Raw genomic sequence first — 18,990 nt, 5'->3', positions numbered from 1 at the left:
ATTACTGAATTCGATGAAGTGCCAACTGTGCCAAATTCATCAGCGCTTGGCGGTAAATTGTATCGGGTAGAGCTTGCAGTGCATTTAATGCTGCTTGTGTTTCTTCCTCAGCACGTTTGCTGCAGTAATCGAGTGCGCCTGAGCTTTGTACGATAGCAATCACGCGCTCTAAATCTGCTGTTCCACCAGTGGCAATACTACGACGAATAATGTCGTGTTCTTCACCTTGTGTATTTTTCAATGCTGAGATTAAAGGTAAAGTTGGTTTACCTTCCATTAAATCATCACCAATATTTTTACCTAATGTTTCAGCATCTGAGGTGTAATCTAAAATATCATCAATAATTTGGAAGGCATTACCAAAGTGACCCGCAAATTTGCGTAGCGGTTCACGGTAGTCCTGTGTGCCTGTCAAAATAGCAGCACCTTCAGTTGCTAATTCAAACAAACGTGAAGTTTTGCCGTGAATAATATCTAAATAGGTCTGTTCATTTGTATCTGGTTGATGCTGTGCTTGTAATTGTAGGACTTCGCCTTCAGCAATTTCGCAAGTTCCAGTCGAAAAGTCTTTGAGCAAGACCATATTGTCTAAATCAACCAATAAGTCAAAAGCACGAGAAATAAGAAAATCGCCCACTAATACCGCAGTTTGATTGTTCCATGTTGCATTTGCTGTCGGACGACCACGTCTTAAACCAGATTCATCAACCACGTCATCATGAACAAGCGTTGCTGTGTGCAACATTTCAATAATTGCGGCTAATTTACGGTGTTTTTCTAAATCTTCTGCACCACACGCTTTGGCTGCCAGTAAACACATAATTGGACGCATGCGTTTACCGCCTGCTTCTACAACATGCTTACTTACGGCCATGACTAAAGCCACTTTTGAGGTAATTCCTTCATTAATAAATGTGTCCATCGCGGCAAAATCAGTTGCAACAGGAGCGAGAATATCTTGCTTAAAGTCGATGGTCATGTGAAGAAAAACCTCATTTGGTTTGAAATTACTCTAAATTTTAAAAGAGCAATTGTGGTGGTATTTACAGATAGAAGCGACCAGTTTTGTCGCAAGCATAAGGCTTTCATGCGACAAATATCATCCTTCTAATCTCCCTATGCGAATGCACATGGCTGATTTCTGGCAATAATAGCGCATGTGCTTATGTTTATAAGGACTATAGTAACGAATAGTTTTTAAAAATCTATGTCATTTTTCAAAGAAGTATAAGCCTTAAGCAATATTTAATCATGTTCTAAGATATTGTTTATTAAATAATCGTTAATTCTAGATAATTTTTTGTGCAAATGACTTGTTGTTTGTTCTATTATCACTTAAAATCCTTGCCCTTGTATAACCCCAGTGGCGATCGTATTAAGATCGGTATATTCCTTTATCGGCACGACGACACGGGCATGTTTGGAGTACGTTATGTACGCAGTTATCCAAAGCGGTGGTAAACAACACCGTGTAGTTGAGGGTGAAACCCTTAAAGTAGAATTATTGAAAGCTGAAACTGGCTCAACAATTACGTTTGATGACGTATTGATGCTTGTAAACGGCGACAGCATTCAAATCGGTGCTCCAGTTGTTGCTGGCGCTACTGTTACTGCTGAAGTAGTAAGCCATGGTCGCCACGACAAAATCCGCATCATCAAAATGCGTCGTCGTAAACACTATCGTAAACAACAAGGTCACCGTCAATGGTTCACTGAGTTGAAAATTACAGCTATTTCAGGCTAATTACGAGGAGTAAAGAGACATGGCATCTAAAAAAGCCGGTGGTTCGACTAAAAACGGTCGTGACTCGAACCCAAAAATGTTGGGTGTTAAAATCTACGGTGGTCAATCTGTGACTGCTGGTAACATCATCGTTCGTCAACGTGGTACTGAATTCCACGCTGGTCAAAACGTAGGTATGGGTCGTGACCATACACTTTTTGCTACTGCTGATGGCGTAGTAAAATTTGAAGTGAAAGGTCAGTTTGGCCGTCGCTACGTATCTGTTGACGCTTAATCGCTGATATAGAAAAAAGCCCACTGTAAAGTGGGTTTTTTTATGCTTAAAATTTGACAAACGTCTTCATCATGATGAATAAAACTATGCATTTTGCATTAATAACAATACAAAACTTCTTATTTTCTCTCATTTTAGTGATTCAAATTGGTTTAAGATGTGTGCATAGATTGAAATTGCGATCACGCAAATATTAGAAAAGGTGAATTATGAAAATGCTTCGTAAAACCGTATGTGCAATGACATTGGGTGTAGTAATGTTAGCACCAGCCATGAGTACGACTGTGTTTGCTGCTACAGCAGCGTCGGAGCAGCAAGCGACAGCAAGCTTAGTTAAGCAGTTAAATGGCATTCGTAGTCTAAGTGCAACATTTGAGCAAACTTCTAAAGCAACTGCAGGTGCAAAGCCTGTGCAGAAAAAAGGTTTATCTGCACAGCACATGAATCAAACTTTTAAAGGGGTGATGAAGGTTGAACGCCCAGGTAAATTTTACTGGGAAACCACCAGCCCATCTAAGCAGACTATTGTGACTTCGGGTAAGACGGTATGGATTTATGATCCAGACTTACAGCAAGCAGTAAGACAAGGTTTGGATGATCAAGTTGCAAATACACCTGCATTGTTACTTTCGGGTAATACCAATCAAATTATGCAGTCATATCGTGTAACACAGCCAAACAAAGCTAAAACTTACTACACGCTATATCCAAAACAAAAAGATGGTGTTTTTCAAAGTTTAACCATCAGCTTTGGTGTCAATAAAGCACCAAACTTAATGATTTTAGCGGATTCTTTAGGTCAAACCACTTATGTGCGCTTTAATAATGTAAAAGTGAATGCGTCTATTCCAGCATCGACCTTTAATTTTACCCCGCCAAAAGGCACAGATATTATTGATCAGTAAGATGATGATCTTGAATAAATCTGAGATACAAAAAGCAAGCTGAGGCTTGCTTTTTTTATGTCTATGCTGAGTGAGTTAAGTATATAACGCTGATGCATCAATGAATTATTTTTAGGAGCTTTGGTGTTTTGGCTATACTTTTGACTTTGAATAATGTGAAAATTCAACTTTACTTCGGCTAGAAATAACCATAGGGATTTCGGATGAACTCAGTACAACTTAAACCAGTGTTGTTAATGACCTTGCTGGCGACAATGTTTGTAGGTTGTCAGCGCCATGACTTACCTAAAAAAGATCAAGAGGCTGCAGCATCTGCGCCTGTGGTCGCTGAGACACCATCTGTTCCGTTGTTACAAGTTAAAGCGGTGAATGTAGCGAATTACCAGAAGAATGTTTGTGAAAAAGAAGGTTGTACTCAGTTTGTGTTGCAAACCGTTGAGTCGGGTGTGCCTTGGATCGATGATTATTTTAATGATCGTATTCGTAAGGCTGAACCGATTGCATTTGCAGAACATGCGCCACAAAAGGTGGATGTTTCTGAAGGGAGTCAAGCGGGTTTAAATCAGCAAAATATGTCTGTTCGTTATATTGGTCAGCAGTATAATCTTGCGACGTTTGCAATTTATAGCTATAGCTACAGTGCAGGGGCTGCACATGGTATGTATCATATTGAATATGTAAATTTTGATTTAAAAACGCATAAACGATTGTCTTTACAAGATATATTGAAAAAAGGTGCGGAGCAAAAAGTACTAGATTCACTCTATGATGCCAATATCAACTGGTTATATAACCATAAAATTGAAAAGGCGCAGTTAAAACTCAGCGATAATTTTTATTATGGCCCGAATGGTCTGATGTTTGTTTATCCATTGTATGAATTGGCCAGCTATGCTGAGGGAATGTCTGAGCTTAAATTGCCCTATGAATCTGCGGGTGAAGTGATTCAGGCGCAATATTTGCCAAGTTTGCCAAAATATAACAATCAATAATCGCGATGAGGATTTGTACAAAATCTTCGCAATATTGTTCTAATAAGGCACAGCTGTATGCCCAGTCACTGTATTTTTTAGCATGAAGAGCTTACACTATAGCCAGTTTTTTTCTTATTCCAAGACTGGCTATGATCGACCCGAAATTACTCAGAAATAATATTGAGGCTGTAAATTTAGCCTTAGCTAAACGTGGTGTGCAATTAAATGTAGAAGAGTGGGCATCACTTGAAGCACGTCGTAAAGAAATTCAATCAAAAACTGAATCTTTGCAAGCAGAGCGTAATGCGGGTGCGAAGCAAGTGGGTCAGCTTAAAAAAGCAGGCGAAGATGCTTCTGAAATTATGGCGCGTATGTCAGCTATTGGTGATGAAATTAAAGCCGCTGAAGTTGCTTTAGCAGAATTACAAGCAGAGTTAGAAGAAAAATCATTATCGATTCCAAACTTGCCAGATGAGTCTGTACCAGAAGGTAAAGACGAAGCGGATAACGTTGAGATTCTAAAGTGGGGTACACCACGTACATTTGATTTTGAAATCAAAGACCATACTGACCTTGGCGAAATGATGGGCGGTTTGGAATTTGAAACTGCAACAAAATTAACAGGTTCGCGTTTTAGTGTATTAAAAGGGCCTTTAGCGCGTTTACAACGTGCGATTACTCAGTTCATGTTAAATACGCATACTGAGCAAAATGGCTATACAGAGGCGTACGTACCTTATCTTGTTAATGCGGATTCTTTACGTGGTACAGGCCAGTTGCCTAAATTTGAAGAAGATTTATTCAAGCTTCAAGGCGAAAAAGAATTTTATTTAATTCCTACAGCTGAAGTGCCAGTAACGAACTTTGTCCGTGATGAAATCATTGATGCAGATCGTTTACCACTTCGCTATGCGGCGCATACACCGTGTTTCCGCAGTGAAGCAGGCTCATACGGTCGTGATACACGTGGTCTGATCCGTCAGCACCAATTTGACAAAGTAGAAATGGTTCAGATTGTAAAACCTGAAACTTCTATGCAAGCGCTAGAAGACCTTACAGGCCATGCAGAAGGTATTTTGCAAGCTTTAGGTTTGCCATACCGTAAAATTATTCTTTGTGGTGGTGATATGGGCTTTGGTGCAACCAAGACTTACGATTTAGAAGTTTGGGTGCCGAGCCAAAATACTTATCGTGAAATTTCTTCATGTTCAAACATGGGTGATTTCCAAGCACGTCGTATGAAAGCGCGTTACCGTGCAGACCAAAAGAAAACTGAATTTGTGCATACACTTAATGGTTCAGGTTTGGCTGTCGGTCGTACTTTGCTTGCAGTGATGGAAAACTACCAACGTGCAGACGGTTCGATTGAAATTCCAGAAGTATTACGTCCATACATGGGTGGTAAAACTTACATCGACTAAGTTCGAGTTGAATCAAGTGCACACAAAAGTGTGCACTTTTTTTTAAGCAGTCAGATATAGTTTTTTTGAGGTCTCTTGTGGATATTTTTCCAATCTCGTTAAAGTTGCAACAGCAACCTTGTCTGATTGTTGGCGGTGGTCATATTGCCTATCGTAAAGCAGTCTTATTGGCCAAAGCAGGCGCGGTAGTCAATGTTGTTGCACCAGCAATTGAAGCTAACTTATTAGAGATCGTTGAGCAATCGCAGGGGCAATATGTACAAGCACCATTCAGTGCTGACATACGACTGCGTCAATATCGCTTGGTGATTGCGGCTACAGATCATGCTGAAGTCAATCGTCATGTATTTGAAGCCTGTGAAGCTGAGAATGTGTTGGTAAATAGTGTTGATGATCCGCCATATTGTCGTTTTATGGTCCCAGCCATTATAGATCGTTCACCGTTGGTTGTGTCTATTGCCAGTAATGGCACATCACCTGTGTTATCTCGTCAAATTCGTACCCAGCTTGAAGCCAGTATTCCGCATGGAATGGGAGCTTTGGCCGAGTTTTCAGGTAAATGGCGCAGTGTCGTAAAAGCCAAAATTATCAATCCAGATGAACGCCGTATTTTTTGGGAGGACTTATACGCCAGTCCACTCAAAGAGCAGGTGTTTAATGGCAATCTTGCTGAGGCAGATCGTTTAATTGAACAAGCTTTAATTGAATGGACCAAGCCGAAAGGTGAGGTGTATTTGGTTGGTGCAGGGCCGGGCGATCCAGAGCTTTTGACGTTGAAAGCCTTACGTCTGATGCAACAAGCTGATGTGGTGATTTACGACCGTTTGGTCTCTGCCCCAATCATGGATTTGTGTCGTCGTGATGCAGAAAAAATCTATGTGGGTAAGGCGCGTTCAAACCATGCTGTACCCCAAGAAGGTATTAATGCCTTATTGGTTCAATATGCACAGCAAGGTAAGCGTGTTTGTCGCCTAAAAGGTGGCGATCCGTTTATATTTGGACGTGGCGGTGAAGAAATTGAAGAGCTGTTTGCAGCAGGTATTGCTTTCCAAGTTGTACCAGGAATTACCGCAGCCTCTGGCTGTTCTGCTTATGCGGGTATTCCTTTAACGCACCGTGATTATGCGCAAAGTGTACGTTTCTTAACGGGCCATTTAAAGGAAGGTTCACCTGAACTCCCTTGGCAAGAATTGGTTTATGAAAACCAAACACTTGTGCTGTATATGGGCTTGGTTGGATTGGAAAAAATCTGCCAACGCTTGATTGAACATGGTCAACGTGCAGATATGCCAGTGGCTTTGGTGTCTAAAGGCACTACACCTGATCAAAAAGTGGTGGTGGGAACGCTGGCAGATATTGCCTCCAAAGTGAGTGATCATCAAATACAAGCGCCAACGCTAACCATTATTGGTGAAGTAGTACGCTTGCGTGAACAATTACAGTGGCAAGGCTAAGCGCCTTGCGACATTGAAAAGAGTAGAGTAAATCCTGTGATTCATGTTGTTTTATACGAGCCAGAAATTCCAGCAAATACAGGGAATATCATTCGTTTATGTGCCAATACAGGAGCGCAATTACATCTGGTCAAGCCATTAGGTTTTGAGTTAGATGATAAAAAATTGCGTCGTGCTGGATTGGATTATCATGAATGGGCACACATGAAAGTATGGGAAAATTTTGCTGAGTGTCTAGCACATTTAGATAGCGTAGGCATTGCAGCAGATGCGATTTATCCTTTGACGACCAAAGGGACAGAAACGCCACATACTTCTAATTTAAACCGTCCTGTTGCCTTGCTGATGGGGCCAGAAACACGTGGTTTACCTGAAGATGTACGTTTAATGTTCCCACAGTCTCATTGGATTCGCTTACCAATGGCTGCGAATTCGCGCAGTCTAAATTTATCTAATGCGACGGCTGTGATTTTATACGAAGCATGGCGTCAGCAAGATTTTAAAGAACTGGTTTAAAACTCCATAAAAAAACCACTCGAAAGAGTGGTTTTTTTATGCCATTTCATAAGCAAAAGGCGGGACTAAAGTTTGTGTTTTATGTAAGTAAAATGTGTTGAATATTTTGCTTGATGTTGAAACTGTGTATAACTAAAAACAATAAAAACTGAGCTGATGAGGGATGATTTTGAAATATCGCCAATGGATCAATGTAAGTAGTATGTTGTTCGTTAGTTTTTTGTTCTCTCAGTATGCATCTAGTGCTACAGATAGCGAGCCGAGTGCGAGTGCTACACAAGCAACAACAACTGTCTCTCCAATCACTTCTGCCGAAATGGAGCAAGGTTTAGCACAAATGATGCAACGTCAGAACCAGCGTATTGAAGATTGGGGGAAGACTTTGACAGATAAGGACTTTGAACGTAGCTTTTTGTTGGGGCGTCAATTGAATAAAACCAAGCGACAAGAAGTCTGCGGTATTTTTCAACGTACAGTCGATGAAATGTTTAATAGTGCTGTTACTAATCGTGAACGTTTGAGTGAGCAAGATCAGAAGCTTTTGACCGATCGAAATTTATTTATTCAAAGCTTGGGCTATAAAGATAATATTGTGGATACGCGCATGGGCTTTAATTGCCGCTTACGTTAAGAAAATATATTACGTAAAGGTTTGAGTGGATATTTTAAAGCAATATTTTTAGAGAATAGGCACGGAAGAGTCTTTAGATTATTGAGAAGTTAGTTATTTTGAAGTGTTCTTTTTCCGTCCCGTTGGACGGAAAAAGAATTTATTTGATTAATTAAGCATGAATTATCTTAAAATTATTCAAATTCATTATGCTGTGGTGCAGGGTGTTTAAAGCCCTTAGTTTTGTAGCCTAAGTACAAGATACCAAACATCGCCCACCATAAACCATATTTCAATGCTGTTTCTTCAATCTCTAACCACATGGCAAAGATACTGAGGAAACCACACATTGGGATGACGACAAAACTGAAGATATCCTTGAAGTTTTTAGTACGACCATCACGTAGTGCATAGCGTGAAATGACAGAAAGGTTCACAAACGTAAAGGCAGTTAAGGCACCGAAGCTGATCATAGAAATCACAATATCAAGATCCATGAAACCAGCAGTTAAAGCAACAACGCCTACAATGATAATGTTATAAGACGGTGTGAAGCTTTTTGGACTGATATGACCAAAGATCTTCTTGTTAATTACGCCATCACGACCCATAACATACATTAAACGTGATACACCTGCATGCGCAGAGATCCCTGATGCCATAACGGTAACGATTGCAAATGCAAGTACATACGATTGGAATAATGAACCACCAACAAGCAGTAAAATTTCTGGTTGTGTTTCGGCAATATTCTTAAAGTACGTTCCTGGTGCAGAAGGGAAGTACAATTGCATGAAATAAGTACTGATAATGAAAATTACACCTGCAATCAGCGCTGTTAAGAAAATCGCTTTAGGTAGGGTTTTTTCAGTATCTTTGGTTTCTTCAGCCAGTGAACTTAATGAGTCAAAACCGGTAAATGAGAAACACAGTAAAGTTGCACCAGTAATGAGGGCACCAACGCTAGTGAGTTCATTCCAAAATGGTTCGAGACTCCACAATTGCGCACGTGTTTCTGCTGTAATTGGGCCATCTGCATTGAATCCAGCTTGAAGCTTGCTGTATACCAACCACGTAAATGCGCCAATCACGATCAGCTGAATCAATACAATTAAGCTGTTAAAGTTGGCAACAAAGCGTGCACCACGAAGGTTAACACCCGTCATAAATGCTGTAAGCACAATGACCCAAACCCAATGATTTACAGACGGGAATAATGCTTCAAGATAAATAACGGCCAAAATAATGTTGACCATTGGCGACAATAAATAGTCAAGCCAAGACGACCAACCCACCATAAAACCGACGTTTGGGTGAATTGACTTTTGTGCGTAGGTATATGCCGAACCCGAAGAAGGGTAGCGACGGATCATATGACCATAGCTAATAGACGTAAATAAAATTGCAATTAAAGCAATAATATAAGAGGTAGGCACATGAAAATGACTTTCTTCAGATACTAATCCGAACGTGTCAAATAAGGTCATCGGTTGGATATAGGCCAAACCAATGATAATGATGTGCCAAAGCCCGAGTGTTTTTTGCAGTTTAGCTGCCGATTGAGTCCCAGATAAATTTGTCAACGGCGTTATCCTCTTAATCGTTGATCAAGGATCAGTCTTATTGTGTCAGGATCGTTTGAGACGAACGATCCCCCCTACATTTTGAAACAAAAGCGCGCCAATTTACTCCAAGATGTAAATTTTTGCCAGTGATTTTATTTCTTTTCTGAGCAGAAAACATGCCAACTTACATGAAGATAAAGTGAAAGTCGCTGTTTTTAAGGCTTACAGATAAAAGCCTGATGCTTAAAAAAACATCAGGCTGGAATTTTCGCTATATTGGCTTATTTTTCAGTAATTACCAAGCTTTTTCTAAGATAGTTTTTAAATCTTTGAGTGTTGCTTCTTTCGGATTGTAAATGATCGAACCATCATTTAAAGCCTTTTCTGCAACATCGTCGAGCTGAGCTTGAGTTACTTTGCCAGTCTCACTCAGTGTACGTGGTAATTTTGTTAGGCTATAGATACGATCACGCATGGCTAAAATAGTTGAAATCGCCTTATCTGCACGTAAGTGAGCAGGGGTTTGCGAGTAAATATCTGGGCCAGCAAGTGGAAGTAAAAGATCTGCGATTTTATCGGCATTCACTTCTTTGTTGTATTCCAGTACATAAGGCAAAAATAGATTCATACATAAGCCGTGGGGCAGATGTGCAACTGCACCTAAAGCGTGACCAAGAGAATGTACTAAGCCAACCATCGAGTTTGAAAATGCAATGCCTGCCATTGTAGATGCTTGAGCTAATTCTAAGCGGCCTTGTGCATCAGTTGGGTTATCCAGTACGTTAAATAAATGATTACTTACCTTTTTAACGGCTGCTGTTGCATAAGCATCAGAAATTGGATTGGCTGCAAGGCAGGTATAGGCTTCTACTGCATGTGTCATGGCATCCATTGCCGTCATCGCAGTGAGGTGCGGTGGCAAAGTTTGCGTCATACGCGGATCTAAAATAGCTGCATGTGGCATCAAGTAATAAGATGCAAACGGCATTTTGACATTTTTTTGGTTATCGGAAACCACGGCAACCATGGTCACTTCTGAGCCTGTGCCTGATGTGGTTGGAATCACAAAAAAAGGTTTTAAAGGTTTTGGCAGATTATGTGCACCCGAATATTTCAGCAGGTCATCACCACCTTCAGACACTAAAATATTAGTGGCCTTAGAGGTATCAATGACTGAACCACCACCGACAGCAATAATCGCGTCGCAATTGTTATCGCGATAAAGCTGAGCGGCTTTACGTACAGTTTCAAGGCTTGAATCGGGTGGTACATCGTCAAAAATATGCCCAATAACGGCATTTGTAGATTCAAAAGCTGCTTCAATCGGTGCTAATAGGTTGTTACTGCGTACGCCTTTGTCTGTAATAATTAAGGGACGAGTAGCACCTAAAGTTGCAAGTTCAAAAGGGATATGCTCTAGCGCCGCATGCCCAGCAATGACTTTAACTGGACAAAAAAATTCGTAATATGGTTTAGCCATGTGTTATGCGCTCCGCTTGAAATAGGATTGAGCTACCTTAAGATAGATATTTGCAGCTCCAGTTAATTTTTCTTTTAGGCTTAAATCGCTTGGATATTCTTTGACTGCCAGCTCTGCAACCAGTTTTGGCAAAATCAGCGCTTCCATTTTATTTAGGCAACGAACCAGTCGAATCGCATAAGAAATATCACCATTAGCAATCATGCGGTCATTGGCAAATGCTTGCGCAGTACTTTCTTGGAAAGAAAATACTAAAAATGCATGATTAAGATGCTTAAAGGTAATGGTTAAATCTGGCTTTGTTGCTAAATCAGGAACCAATTCTAATTGTTTATTTGCCGTCACACGTGCAATGAATGCAGGCCCATTGGGGAATACATTCATTGAGAGTGTGAAATGATCTGGAAACTGAGCGACTTCCTGCTTAACTTCTGCATCGACTTGACTCGCCATCACTAAGCCTCTGCCAATCACATCCATCATGAGTTTGACATAGGCTAGCTGCAAAGCGGGCTTGACGGATTTAGTTGCAATCACGTATTCATCCCTTTTCAAAATATTATTTATTTAGAGTAAATACTCTAATTTATTTTATGTATGAAAGCAAAGGCTTTATTTTTGTTCGACCTGAACGTCTTTAAAGTAACCGCTGTTCTGCAATGTTTCAATCATATCGACGCATAAGTTTTCAAATTTAGGGTAGTCTGTTACCAGATCCTGTACGCGGACCATTTCTAAACCTGCATAACCGCATGGATTGATGGTATGGAAGCCAAATAAATCACAGTCAATATTCAGTGCTAGTCCGTGATAAGAGCGACCTTTGCGGATTTTAAAGCCGAGTGAGCCAATTTTACGCTCGTCTACATATACACCGGGTGCATCTGCTTTGGCGTATGCTTCAATGCCATATTTTTTAAGCAGATCAATCATGAGGTTTTCAGCATAGCTGACCAGAGTACGTACATTCCAGCCTAAGCGATTTAAATCAAACATGAAGTAAGCCACCAATTGACCTGGGCCATGCCAAGTGACTTGTCCACCGCGATCGCTTTGTACAACGGGGATGTCACTGTGCAATAAAATATGTTCTGGTTTGCCCGCTTGGCCCTGTGTAAGGACATCATGATGTTGCAAAATCCACAATTCATCTGGTGTGTGTTCGTCACGTTGTTCGGTCAATTGTTTCATTTCCAGAAAACGCTCTTCATAAGAGGTTAACTGAGTGTAATGACGAATGATCAGTTGTGGTTTAGCCTCAATCTCCACGATTTTAAGTCCTTAAGGAATGCATGATAAAAATCTATTATAGATAAATTGGATGGGATAGGGGACGAGAATGGACAGATTTTGTCTGTTCGTTTGGTGGGGTTTGCATAAAAAAACACGCCCGAAAGCGTGTTTTTCTTAGAGTGCTGTTTTGATCAGTGGACAAGCTGCAAGGTCTGCATAGACAGCATGTACTTGCTCAAGTTCTTCAAAACGTAGCTGTGCAGTAATTGAGTGGTATTTCCCTGTCCGTGATGGTGTTACAGTCATTTTTGCACCATCAAATTCTGGAAAATGTTTCACGAAAATTTCATTTACTGCTTGGCGTAATTCATCGCCTGCATTACCAATGAGTTTAATCGGGTAGTCCATTGGGAAGACCCAAAGATGCTCTTGTAATTCACGTGATGGAGTACGATCAGTCATGTCAGTCATAGGACACCTCAATATTAAAAATACCTGCAATGTGCAGGTATTTTGATTCATTTGCTACATGCTCTTATTATGGGGGAGCTTCCCCCATATTCAAGCCTGTATTATCCCACTGATGGGTTAGTCATTCTCAAGGAATGAACGTAAGTGTTCAGAGCGAGAAGGATGACGTAATTTACGTAATGCTTTTGCTTCAATCTGACGGATACGTTCACGTGTTACGTCAAACTGTTTACCAACTTCTTCCAAAGTGTGGTCGGTAGGCATATCAATACCAAAACGCATTTTCAACACTTTCGCTTCACGTTCAGTCAAGTTTTCCAGTACTTCGCGTGTTGCTTCTTTTAAGCCTTCAGATGTTGCGGCATCAATTGGAGAGGTAATGTTACCATCTTCAATGAAATCACCAAGATGCGAATCTTCGTCATCGCCAATCGGCGTTTCCATAGAAATCGGCTCTTTGGCAATTTTAAGTACTTTACGTACTTTGACTTCGTCCATTTCTAGACGTTCGCCCAATTCTTCAGGTGTTGGCTCACGGCCCATTTCTTGAAGCAATTGACGAGATACACGGTTGATCTTGTTAATGGTTTCAATCATGTGCACAGGAATACGAATCGTACGTGCTTGATCGGCAATAGAACGCGTGATTGCCTGACGAATCCACCATGTTGCATAAGTCGAGAACTTATAACCACGGCGGTATTCAAACTTATCTACCGCTTTCATCAAGCCGATGTTACCTTCTTGAATCAAGTCGAGGAATTGTAGACCACGGTTGGTATACTTTTTCGCAATCGAGATTACAAGACGTAAGTTCGCTTCAACCATTTCTTTTTTAGCACGGCGTGCTTTCGCTTCGCCTACAGCCATACGTTTAGAAATTTCTTTAATTTCTTTAACGCTTAAATTAAGGTCTTTTTCAATGTCTGAGATTTTTTGCTGGAAAGCTAAAATATCAGGGCGTACTTTTTCTAAGTAGCCTTTCATTTCTGCAGGTGCTTTCGCAATTTGCTCATCTAACCATGCTTGGTTTGATTCTTGACCTGGGAATGAGGTACGGAATTGCGTACGATCCATACGACCACGACGTACTGCATAACGCATCACTTCACGTTCTGAGGTACGAATTTGTTCGTGTGTACCGCGAATCATTTCACTAATGATATCAAATAGGCGCGGTGTAAATTTAAACATCATAAACACAGAAGCTAAATCTTCGAGTGCTTGTTTGCCTTCTTTACTGTTACGACCATGTTTTTCAACCAGTAATTTGGTATTGGTCCACGCATTTTCTAGTTCAGTAAAACGTGCTTTGGCAATTTCAGGGTCTGGGCCTGAATCACCTTCAGAGTCGTCATCACTTTCAGATTCTTCGTCTTCATCATCATCATCCAATTTTACATCTTTGGTTGATTTGTTTGATGATGCATCGTCTTCGTCTAGATCTTCAGACTCATCTTCTAAAACTTCAGGAATATCATCGTCAGTTTCAGGGTCTAGGTAACCCGATAAAATATCAGCAAGACGACGTTCACCTGCTTCATAATCTTTATATTCTTTTAAAACGACTTCAACTGCGTTTGGCCAATAAGCGATTGAATTTAAAACGTCACGAATACCTTCTTCGATACGTTTTGCAATGCTAATTTCGCCTTCGCGTGTAAGGAGTTCAACTGTACCCATTTCACGCATATACATACGTACAGGGTCAGTGGTACGGCCTGGTTCATTTTCAACTGATGCAAGTACAGCAGCGGCTTCTTCTTCAGCAACTTCATCCGTTGCGTCGCTGCCACCTTCAAACATGGCATCATCAGTTTCAGGTGCACGGTCATGTACAGGAATACCAACGTCATTCAACATTTGAATGATGTCTTCAATCTGTTCGCTTTCTGTGATTGAATCCGGGAGATGATCGTTGACCTCAGCGAAAGTTAAGTAACCTTGTTCTTTGCCTCGGCTAATCAGCGCCGCTACTTGTGAAGTAGGGGAATTCATATCGCTCATCTATGCTTACTCTTCGTTGAATCTGTGACAGTAAAAAATCGTATAGTAGACTTATACGATTCATCTCAATAAAAATTTATCAATAGCTTGCTTATTCCATCAAATATTCAGTCTTATTTGAAAGACGATTCGATGGAATATTAAAAAATTAAATTCAGTAATTTAGGTGGGGCTGAAATTGTTGTTTTCAAGTTCATCCCGTACGTATTTGGTCAGATGAAATCATCTCGATATTCATAAAACTGAAAGACGCAGGGTGGATTATATCATGCCATAACTTAGGTTAAGAAAAAAGCCTAATTTACGGCTTTAACAGCTAAAAATACAAATAAAACTTGACAAGGTTCTATAACCCATATAAATAGCGCCTAGACCCCTTTAAATTTTTTCATTATGAGGTAGTTTCAGTGTCTTCGACAGATTTTGAACTAGATGATAACTACGGTGATGATGATGTTAATTTCGATGAGGCCGGCGGAAAAATTAGCGCTAAAGAATCGCTAGAAAAACGTCGCTTGATTGATGAACTTCTTGCACAACGTCGTTTAGAGCGTGAACTCAAAGATTTTGACTATGACTTTGACGATGACGACGATTTTGGCGATGAAGACGACTAAAATCAGTTTTGGCGTAGTGTTTTTAAATGCTATGCTTACACATTAAGTTTCTATGTTTGTGGATGTAAAATGAGTGCTTTAGATTTAGACCGTTTGAGCGACTATCTAGACGGCGATCAGAATGAGTTTGGTCTGGATTTTGCTGCAACTCATGGTTTTTTGTGTGCAATTGCAGTTGGCCCGCAATTTGACAAATGGTTAGAAGAACTATTTGACAATAACCATAAAAAAGTTCCTGCAGACATTATTGCTCAGGTGAAAGCTTGGTTAGAATCACTGCGTCAAAACTTAGCCAATGAAGAAGGAATTTCATTTCCTTTTGAAGTGGAAGAAGCAGACGTAGAGTCAAGCCTAGGCGACTGGAGCGTTGGTTTTGTTGATGCAATGTTCTTAAATGAAGAAGCATGGTTCGCGCCTGAATTTGAAGAACAATTAGTTGATTTGACTTTGCCAATTATGGTGTTTAGCGGTATTGATGAAGAAGATCCTCAAATGGAAACCTTCCGCCGTAATGGTCAATTAATGGATGAGCTTGCAGAAGAGATTCCAGAGAACTTAAACGAATTGTATTTGATGTATCACACACCAAACTAATTCAAATAAGTTATAAAAAAAGCACCGAGTTTGGTGCTTTTTTTATATAAGTTTGTCGTTCAGCTTATTTTGGATTTACGTTGCTTTTGCTTTTGCTTTTGCTTTTGCTTTTGTTTTTGTTTTTGTAAACCTTTGACGGCATTATTTGCCATCCAGCCAAAACTCATGGCAAGAATTAAATAATGAATAAATAAGGTAAAGCCGACTGCAACACAGATGATCCAAAGTGGTAGTGCTGTGAATAAAGTGAAAATAGCAAGCGATTTAAATACTACAAGTATAATGATGATGGTGGTGATGAGACTGATTGCAATAGAGGTTGCAAGACACCCCCAGATGAGTTGTATTTTCTCTGCTGCTTCAGGCGCTCTTTGATGGTCTTGCACGAATTTATTGGCAGTTACAAAGCCTGCAGTCATGATGCAGGCAACAGATGTACCGTTAGGTAGGTTAAAGAAATAAATAATTACTGCCATGATGGCCATAGCGATTAAATAGGTTATAGCAAAATATATAATGTATTTTTTCATCAGTTTTAGGTTCGAATGTTATTGGTATAAGGCGTCACCACAGTAGGGTGTTAAGCATTTTTTTTGTGATGAATGAGTATAAGGGATTGTTTATTCATGTAGAAGTGACATTGAGCGATTTGATATATCACTCAATTGGCTGTGCATTTATTTTTGTTGTGATGCGGCTTTTTTACGTTGCTGGCGACGGTATAAAATCCATAAGATGATCATGATGGCGATCGCAATAATCACGTAGCCAACGCGACTGAAGATTTCATGCATGAGTGCTTGGTTTTCACCAAAGTAATAGCCAACACAGGCTAAAAAGGTGGTCCAAATAATGGTGCCTAAAGCGCTGTAAAGCATGAATTTCCAAAAAGGCATTCGGCTCATGCCTGCAGGAATGCTGATCAGTGAGCGTACAGCAGGGATCATGCGACCAAAAAATACAATACGATGACCATATTGCTCAAACCAAGCCAATGCTGTTTTAACATCTTCTGTTTTAATGAATAAATATTTTCCATATTTATCAACACAGCGAAAAATATGCTCGTTATTGAACTTATAGCCCACCCAGTAGAGTACAGCGGCTGCAATCAATGAACCAATACTTCCTGCAATAATGACCCCTGTGAGCAGAAGCTGGCCCTGCGATGCGGTATAACCCGCAGAAGGCATAATGATTTCTGAGGGAATGGGCGGGAAAACATTATCTAGAAACATGAGGAAGGCGATACCCAAATAACCGAGCTGTTGCATGATGGTTAATATCCATTCGGTTAAATTCATGGGCCTTCCAAAAGTAATAGGGGTAAATAAAAGGAAAATCTCATCTGAGTATGCAAGATATTGTTCTTGTTGTGTGTTACAAAATCATGAAATTTGTGTTTAAGGCAGACTTAGAGCATGTACTTGCCATTTAAGGAACAATAAAAAACCCTCCTGAGGAGGGTTTTTCAAGCTGTTAGTTCAATACAACTTAGAGGCGTTTACGTTTAGCCGCTAAAATTTGTGATTGACGCATACGGAAGCCTTCTTTTTGCTTATCGGTTGTTTTGTCGATGCAGTAGACACAAGATACACCATGCTCGTAGCTAGGAAGTTCAACTTCCGCAGGAACAAGTGGCCAACCACATGCGTGACATTTAATGTTTGCGCCTTCTTCCATGCCATGTGTTACTGCGGTACGGCCGTCAAATACGAAACATTCACCTTCCCACATGCTTTCGTCAGCTGGGGTTTCTTCTAGGTATTTAAGAATACCGCCTTTGAGGTGATAAACTTCATTGAAGCCTTCTTGAAGAAGCAATGATGTTGATTTTTCACAGCGAATACCGCCTGTACAGAACATCGCAATTTTTTTATCTTTGTGTTGTTCCAACTCTTTTTTTACGTAGTCTGGAAATTCACGGAAAGTTTCTGTTTGTGGGTCAATCGCGCCTTTAAACGTACCCGCTTTGTATTCATAGTCATTACGTGTATCAATTAAAATCACGTCATCACGCGCAATCAGCTCATTCCATTCTTTCGGGTCTAAGTAATGGCCTACTAGATCACGTGGTTTTACTTCTACACCTAAAGTGACAATTTCTTTTTTGAGTTTAATTTTCATTTTACGGAAAGGTTTTTCCGAACTGTGAGACTCTTTATATTCCATAGACGTAAAGCCTTCGTCTAAAAGAAATTGGTGTACAGCGTCAACTGCAACGCGGTCGCCCGCAACAGTGCCGTTAATACCTTCGTCTGCCACAATAAGAGTACCACACAAATTGATTGAGCCGACTAAGTTCAATAGGCGTTCTTTTAACGCAGCTGCGTCTTGAACTTCTTTAAATTGATATAGCGCGGCAACAACCCAACCTGTGGTCGCTTGCTGTTCTACAGGTGCAAGCTGTTCTACAGTAGCGTTCATGGAGTACTCCAAAATAGAAAAATAAAAAAACAGGAATTTCGAAAGGCACATATTTTAACGTGTATTGATGGAATATGCGAGTAAAACAGTACATGCAGATGACTTCTATTCATGTGCAACTGCGTGTATATTCGGGGCCTCACGTTGTGTTTTGTTTTAATAGCAACAGCAGAATTTTAGGAGTTTGTTTTGAGTAATGACCGTCGAATTGCTTCACTTACGCCATGTGCAGGGCGTTGTTCAACGGTATTTGGTGATGCAGTGTGTCGTGGCTGTCGCCGATTCAATCATGAAGTTATTCAGTGGAATACTTATAATCCAGTACAACAAACCGCTGTGTGGAAGCGCCTAGATGCACAGTTAGATCAAATTTTAGTGCCCATGCTGCCCTTTGCAGATCTTCGTCATGTTGAAGGTTTTGTTTTGTCTAAGCGTGTGCGTCTGCGTCCAGATGCGAGTAAAGGGCGTAAGTTGTACCATGCCTTAAAATTGTGTGAAAAAAACCGTCATTTTACCGATGATAGTGGACTTGGTATTCACTACAAACAAGTGCGCCCATTGTGGGAAGAATTCGAGCGTCGCGTGTTGGCACTTGCGACAGCCAGTTATGATTTTGCCTTTTTGCGAGCAGATGGCATTAGTCATCATTTACTGAAAGGATATGAAGAAGAGGACGAATAGTCCTCTTTTTATTTAAT

21 protein-coding genes are annotated in these 18,990 nt (G+C 40.4%); 11 read left to right on the top strand and 10 right to left on the bottom strand.

Annotation, left to right across the window (positions count from 1 at the left end):
- Position 1: 1 nt before the first annotated feature.
- On the bottom strand, positions 2–979 hold the full coding sequence (sdsA, locus tag C9E88_RS16655; RefSeq protein WP_106984491.1) for an All-trans-nonaprenyl-diphosphate synthase: 978 nt from the start codon (positions 977–979) through the stop codon (positions 2–4).
- Between the two features lie 453 nt (positions 980–1,432).
- Between sdsA and rplU the strand changes: the two genes are divergently transcribed.
- The 8 genes from rplU (at position 1,433) to C9E88_RS16615 (ending at position 7,919) form a co-directional block, all read left to right on the top strand.
- A complete protein-coding gene (rplU, locus tag C9E88_RS16650; RefSeq protein WP_106984492.1) occupies positions 1,433–1,744 on the top strand; it encodes a 50S ribosomal protein L21 in 312 nt (103 codons plus the stop codon).
- A gap of 19 nt (positions 1,745–1,763) precedes the next feature.
- Entirely contained in the window at positions 1,764–2,018 is a 255-nt protein-coding gene (gene rpmA / locus C9E88_RS16645) for a 50S ribosomal protein L27 (RefSeq protein WP_106984493.1), read from the top strand.
- A 209-nt stretch (positions 2,019–2,227) separates the two neighbouring features.
- On the top strand, positions 2,228–2,923 hold the full coding sequence (gene lolA / locus C9E88_RS16640) for an outer membrane lipoprotein periplasmic chaperone LolA (RefSeq protein WP_106984494.1): 696 nt from the start codon (positions 2,228–2,230) through the stop codon (positions 2,921–2,923).
- Positions 2,924–3,126: 203 nt separating this feature from the next.
- Positions 3,127–3,915 (top strand): RsiV family protein, encoded by a 789-nt coding sequence (locus C9E88_RS16635; protein WP_106984495.1) that lies wholly within the window; start codon positions 3,127–3,129, stop codon positions 3,913–3,915.
- A gap of 131 nt (positions 3,916–4,046) precedes the next feature.
- On the top strand, positions 4,047–5,318 hold the full coding sequence (serS, locus tag C9E88_RS16630) for a serine--tRNA ligase (RefSeq protein WP_106984496.1): 1,272 nt from the start codon (positions 4,047–4,049) through the stop codon (positions 5,316–5,318).
- A 77-nt stretch (positions 5,319–5,395) separates the two neighbouring features.
- Entirely contained in the window at positions 5,396–6,772 is a 1,377-nt protein-coding gene (gene cysG / locus C9E88_RS16625) for a siroheme synthase CysG (protein WP_106984497.1), read from the top strand.
- 36 nt (positions 6,773–6,808) lie between these two features.
- Positions 6,809–7,288, top strand: coding sequence for a tRNA (cytidine(34)-2'-O)-methyltransferase (locus tag C9E88_RS16620; protein ID WP_106984498.1), 480 nt, complete (start codon positions 6,809–6,811; stop codon positions 7,286–7,288).
- Positions 7,289–7,451: 163 nt separating this feature from the next.
- Positions 7,452–7,919: a hypothetical protein gene (locus C9E88_RS16615; protein WP_227865864.1), complete on the top strand. Its 468-nt coding sequence runs from the start codon at positions 7,452–7,454 to the stop codon at positions 7,917–7,919.
- Positions 7,920–8,092: 173 nt separating this feature from the next.
- On the opposite strand, the gene C9E88_RS16610 is transcribed toward C9E88_RS16615, so the two are convergent.
- The 6 genes from C9E88_RS16610 to rpoD all read right to left on the bottom strand — a co-directional run bounded on the left by C9E88_RS16610 (position 8,093) and on the right by rpoD (position 14,654).
- Positions 8,093–9,481, bottom strand: coding sequence for an APC family permease (locus C9E88_RS16610; protein ID WP_106984499.1), 1,389 nt, complete (start codon positions 9,479–9,481; stop codon positions 8,093–8,095).
- A gap of 277 nt (positions 9,482–9,758) precedes the next feature.
- A complete protein-coding gene (locus tag C9E88_RS16605; RefSeq protein WP_106984500.1) occupies positions 9,759–10,943 on the bottom strand; it encodes an iron-containing alcohol dehydrogenase in 1,185 nt (394 codons plus the stop codon).
- A gap of 3 nt (positions 10,944–10,946) precedes the next feature.
- A complete protein-coding gene (locus C9E88_RS16600) occupies positions 10,947–11,480 on the bottom strand; it encodes a hypothetical protein (RefSeq protein ID WP_106984501.1) in 534 nt (177 codons plus the stop codon).
- Positions 11,481–11,555: 75 nt separating this feature from the next.
- Entirely contained in the window at positions 11,556–12,206 is a 651-nt protein-coding gene (gene lipB, locus C9E88_RS16595; RefSeq protein WP_372658680.1) for a lipoyl(octanoyl) transferase LipB, read from the bottom strand.
- Positions 12,207–12,350: 144 nt separating this feature from the next.
- Positions 12,351–12,638 carry a YbeD family protein gene (locus C9E88_RS16590; protein WP_106984557.1) on the bottom strand — a complete coding sequence of 96 codons (288 nt, stop codon included), beginning with the start codon at positions 12,636–12,638 and terminating at the stop codon, positions 12,351–12,353.
- 126 nt (positions 12,639–12,764) lie between these two features.
- Positions 12,765–14,654 carry an RNA polymerase sigma factor RpoD gene (rpoD, locus tag C9E88_RS16585; protein ID WP_106984503.1) on the bottom strand — a complete coding sequence of 630 codons (1,890 nt, stop codon included), beginning with the start codon at positions 14,652–14,654 and terminating at the stop codon, positions 12,765–12,767.
- 407 nt (positions 14,655–15,061) lie between these two features.
- On the opposite strand from rpoD, the gene C9E88_RS16580 reads away from it, so the two are divergent.
- Together C9E88_RS16580 and C9E88_RS16575 are read left to right on the top strand one after the other, a co-directional pair.
- The gene (locus C9E88_RS16580) at positions 15,062–15,271 is read left to right on the top strand and encodes a PA3496 family putative envelope integrity protein (RefSeq protein ID WP_106984504.1); all 210 of its coding nucleotides are present in this window, start codon (positions 15,062–15,064) and stop codon (positions 15,269–15,271) included.
- Positions 15,272–15,340: 69 nt separating this feature from the next.
- Positions 15,341–15,865, top strand: a complete 525-nt coding sequence (locus C9E88_RS16575) for a YecA/YgfB family protein (protein WP_106984505.1) — start codon at positions 15,341–15,343, stop codon at positions 15,863–15,865.
- Between the two features lie 59 nt (positions 15,866–15,924).
- Here C9E88_RS16575 and C9E88_RS16570 read toward each other — a convergent pair whose 3' ends face one another.
- The 3 genes from C9E88_RS16570 to trhO form a co-directional block, all read right to left on the bottom strand.
- Positions 15,925–16,341 carry an ABZJ_00895 family protein gene (locus C9E88_RS16570; protein WP_137287950.1) on the bottom strand — a complete coding sequence of 139 codons (417 nt, stop codon included), beginning with the start codon at positions 16,339–16,341 and terminating at the stop codon, positions 15,925–15,927.
- 201 nt (positions 16,342–16,542) lie between these two features.
- Entirely contained in the window at positions 16,543–17,169 is a 627-nt protein-coding gene (locus C9E88_RS16565) for a DedA family protein (protein WP_106984507.1), read from the bottom strand.
- Positions 17,170–17,359: 190 nt separating this feature from the next.
- On the bottom strand, positions 17,360–18,292 hold the full coding sequence (trhO, locus tag C9E88_RS16560) for an oxygen-dependent tRNA uridine(34) hydroxylase TrhO (RefSeq protein WP_106984508.1): 933 nt from the start codon (positions 18,290–18,292) through the stop codon (positions 17,360–17,362).
- 189 nt (positions 18,293–18,481) lie between these two features.
- Here trhO and C9E88_RS16555 point away from each other — a divergent pair, with 189 nt between their 5' ends.
- Entirely contained in the window at positions 18,482–18,973 is a 492-nt protein-coding gene (locus C9E88_RS16555) for a DUF1289 domain-containing protein (RefSeq protein WP_106984509.1), read from the top strand.
- Positions 18,974–18,990 lie beyond the last annotated feature (17 nt).

The organism is Acinetobacter cumulans (assembly GCF_003024525.3).
Classification (GTDB): Bacteria; Pseudomonadota; Gammaproteobacteria; order Pseudomonadales; family Moraxellaceae; genus Acinetobacter; species Acinetobacter cumulans.
The sequence above is the reverse complement of the archived record's forward strand: the minus strand, read 5'-3'. Positions and strand labels throughout refer to the sequence as shown.

Bases quoted from the DNA above. Each gene is read 5' to 3' on its own strand.
- sdsA (WP_106984491.1), bottom strand. From the start codon at position 979: ATGACCATCGACTTTAAGCAAGATATTCTCGCTCCTGTTGCAACTGAT.
- rplU (WP_106984492.1), top strand. From the start codon at position 1,433: ATGTACGCAGTTATCCAAAGCGGTGGTAAACAACACCGTGTAGTTGAG.
- rpmA (WP_106984493.1), top strand. From the start codon at position 1,764: ATGGCATCTAAAAAAGCCGGTGGTTCGACTAAAAACGGTCGTGACTCG.
- lolA (WP_106984494.1), top strand. From the start codon at position 2,228: ATGAAAATGCTTCGTAAAACCGTATGTGCAATGACATTGGGTGTAGTA.
- C9E88_RS16635 (WP_106984495.1), top strand. From the start codon at position 3,127: ATGAACTCAGTACAACTTAAACCAGTGTTGTTAATGACCTTGCTGGCG.
- serS (WP_106984496.1), top strand. From the start codon at position 4,047: ATGATCGACCCGAAATTACTCAGAAATAATATTGAGGCTGTAAATTTA.
- C9E88_RS16615 (WP_227865864.1), top strand. From the start codon at position 7,452: ATGATTTTGAAATATCGCCAATGGATCAATGTAAGTAGTATGTTGTTC.
- C9E88_RS16605 (WP_106984500.1), bottom strand. From the start codon at position 10,943: ATGGCTAAACCATATTACGAATTTTTTTGTCCAGTTAAAGTCATTGCT.
- C9E88_RS16590 (WP_106984557.1), bottom strand. From the start codon at position 12,638: ATGACTGATCGTACTCCATCACGTGAATTACAAGAGCATCTTTGGGTC.
- rpoD (WP_106984503.1), bottom strand. From the start codon at position 14,654: ATGAGCGATATGAATTCCCCTACTTCACAAGTAGCGGCGCTGATTAGC.
- C9E88_RS16575 (WP_106984505.1), top strand. From the start codon at position 15,341: ATGAGTGCTTTAGATTTAGACCGTTTGAGCGACTATCTAGACGGCGAT.
- C9E88_RS16570 (WP_137287950.1), bottom strand. From the start codon at position 16,341: ATGGCAGTAATTATTTATTTCTTTAACCTACCTAACGGTACATCTGTT.
- C9E88_RS16565 (WP_106984507.1), bottom strand. From the start codon at position 17,169: ATGAATTTAACCGAATGGATATTAACCATCATGCAACAGCTCGGTTAT.
- trhO (WP_106984508.1), bottom strand. From the start codon at position 18,292: ATGAACGCTACTGTAGAACAGCTTGCACCTGTAGAACAGCAAGCGACC.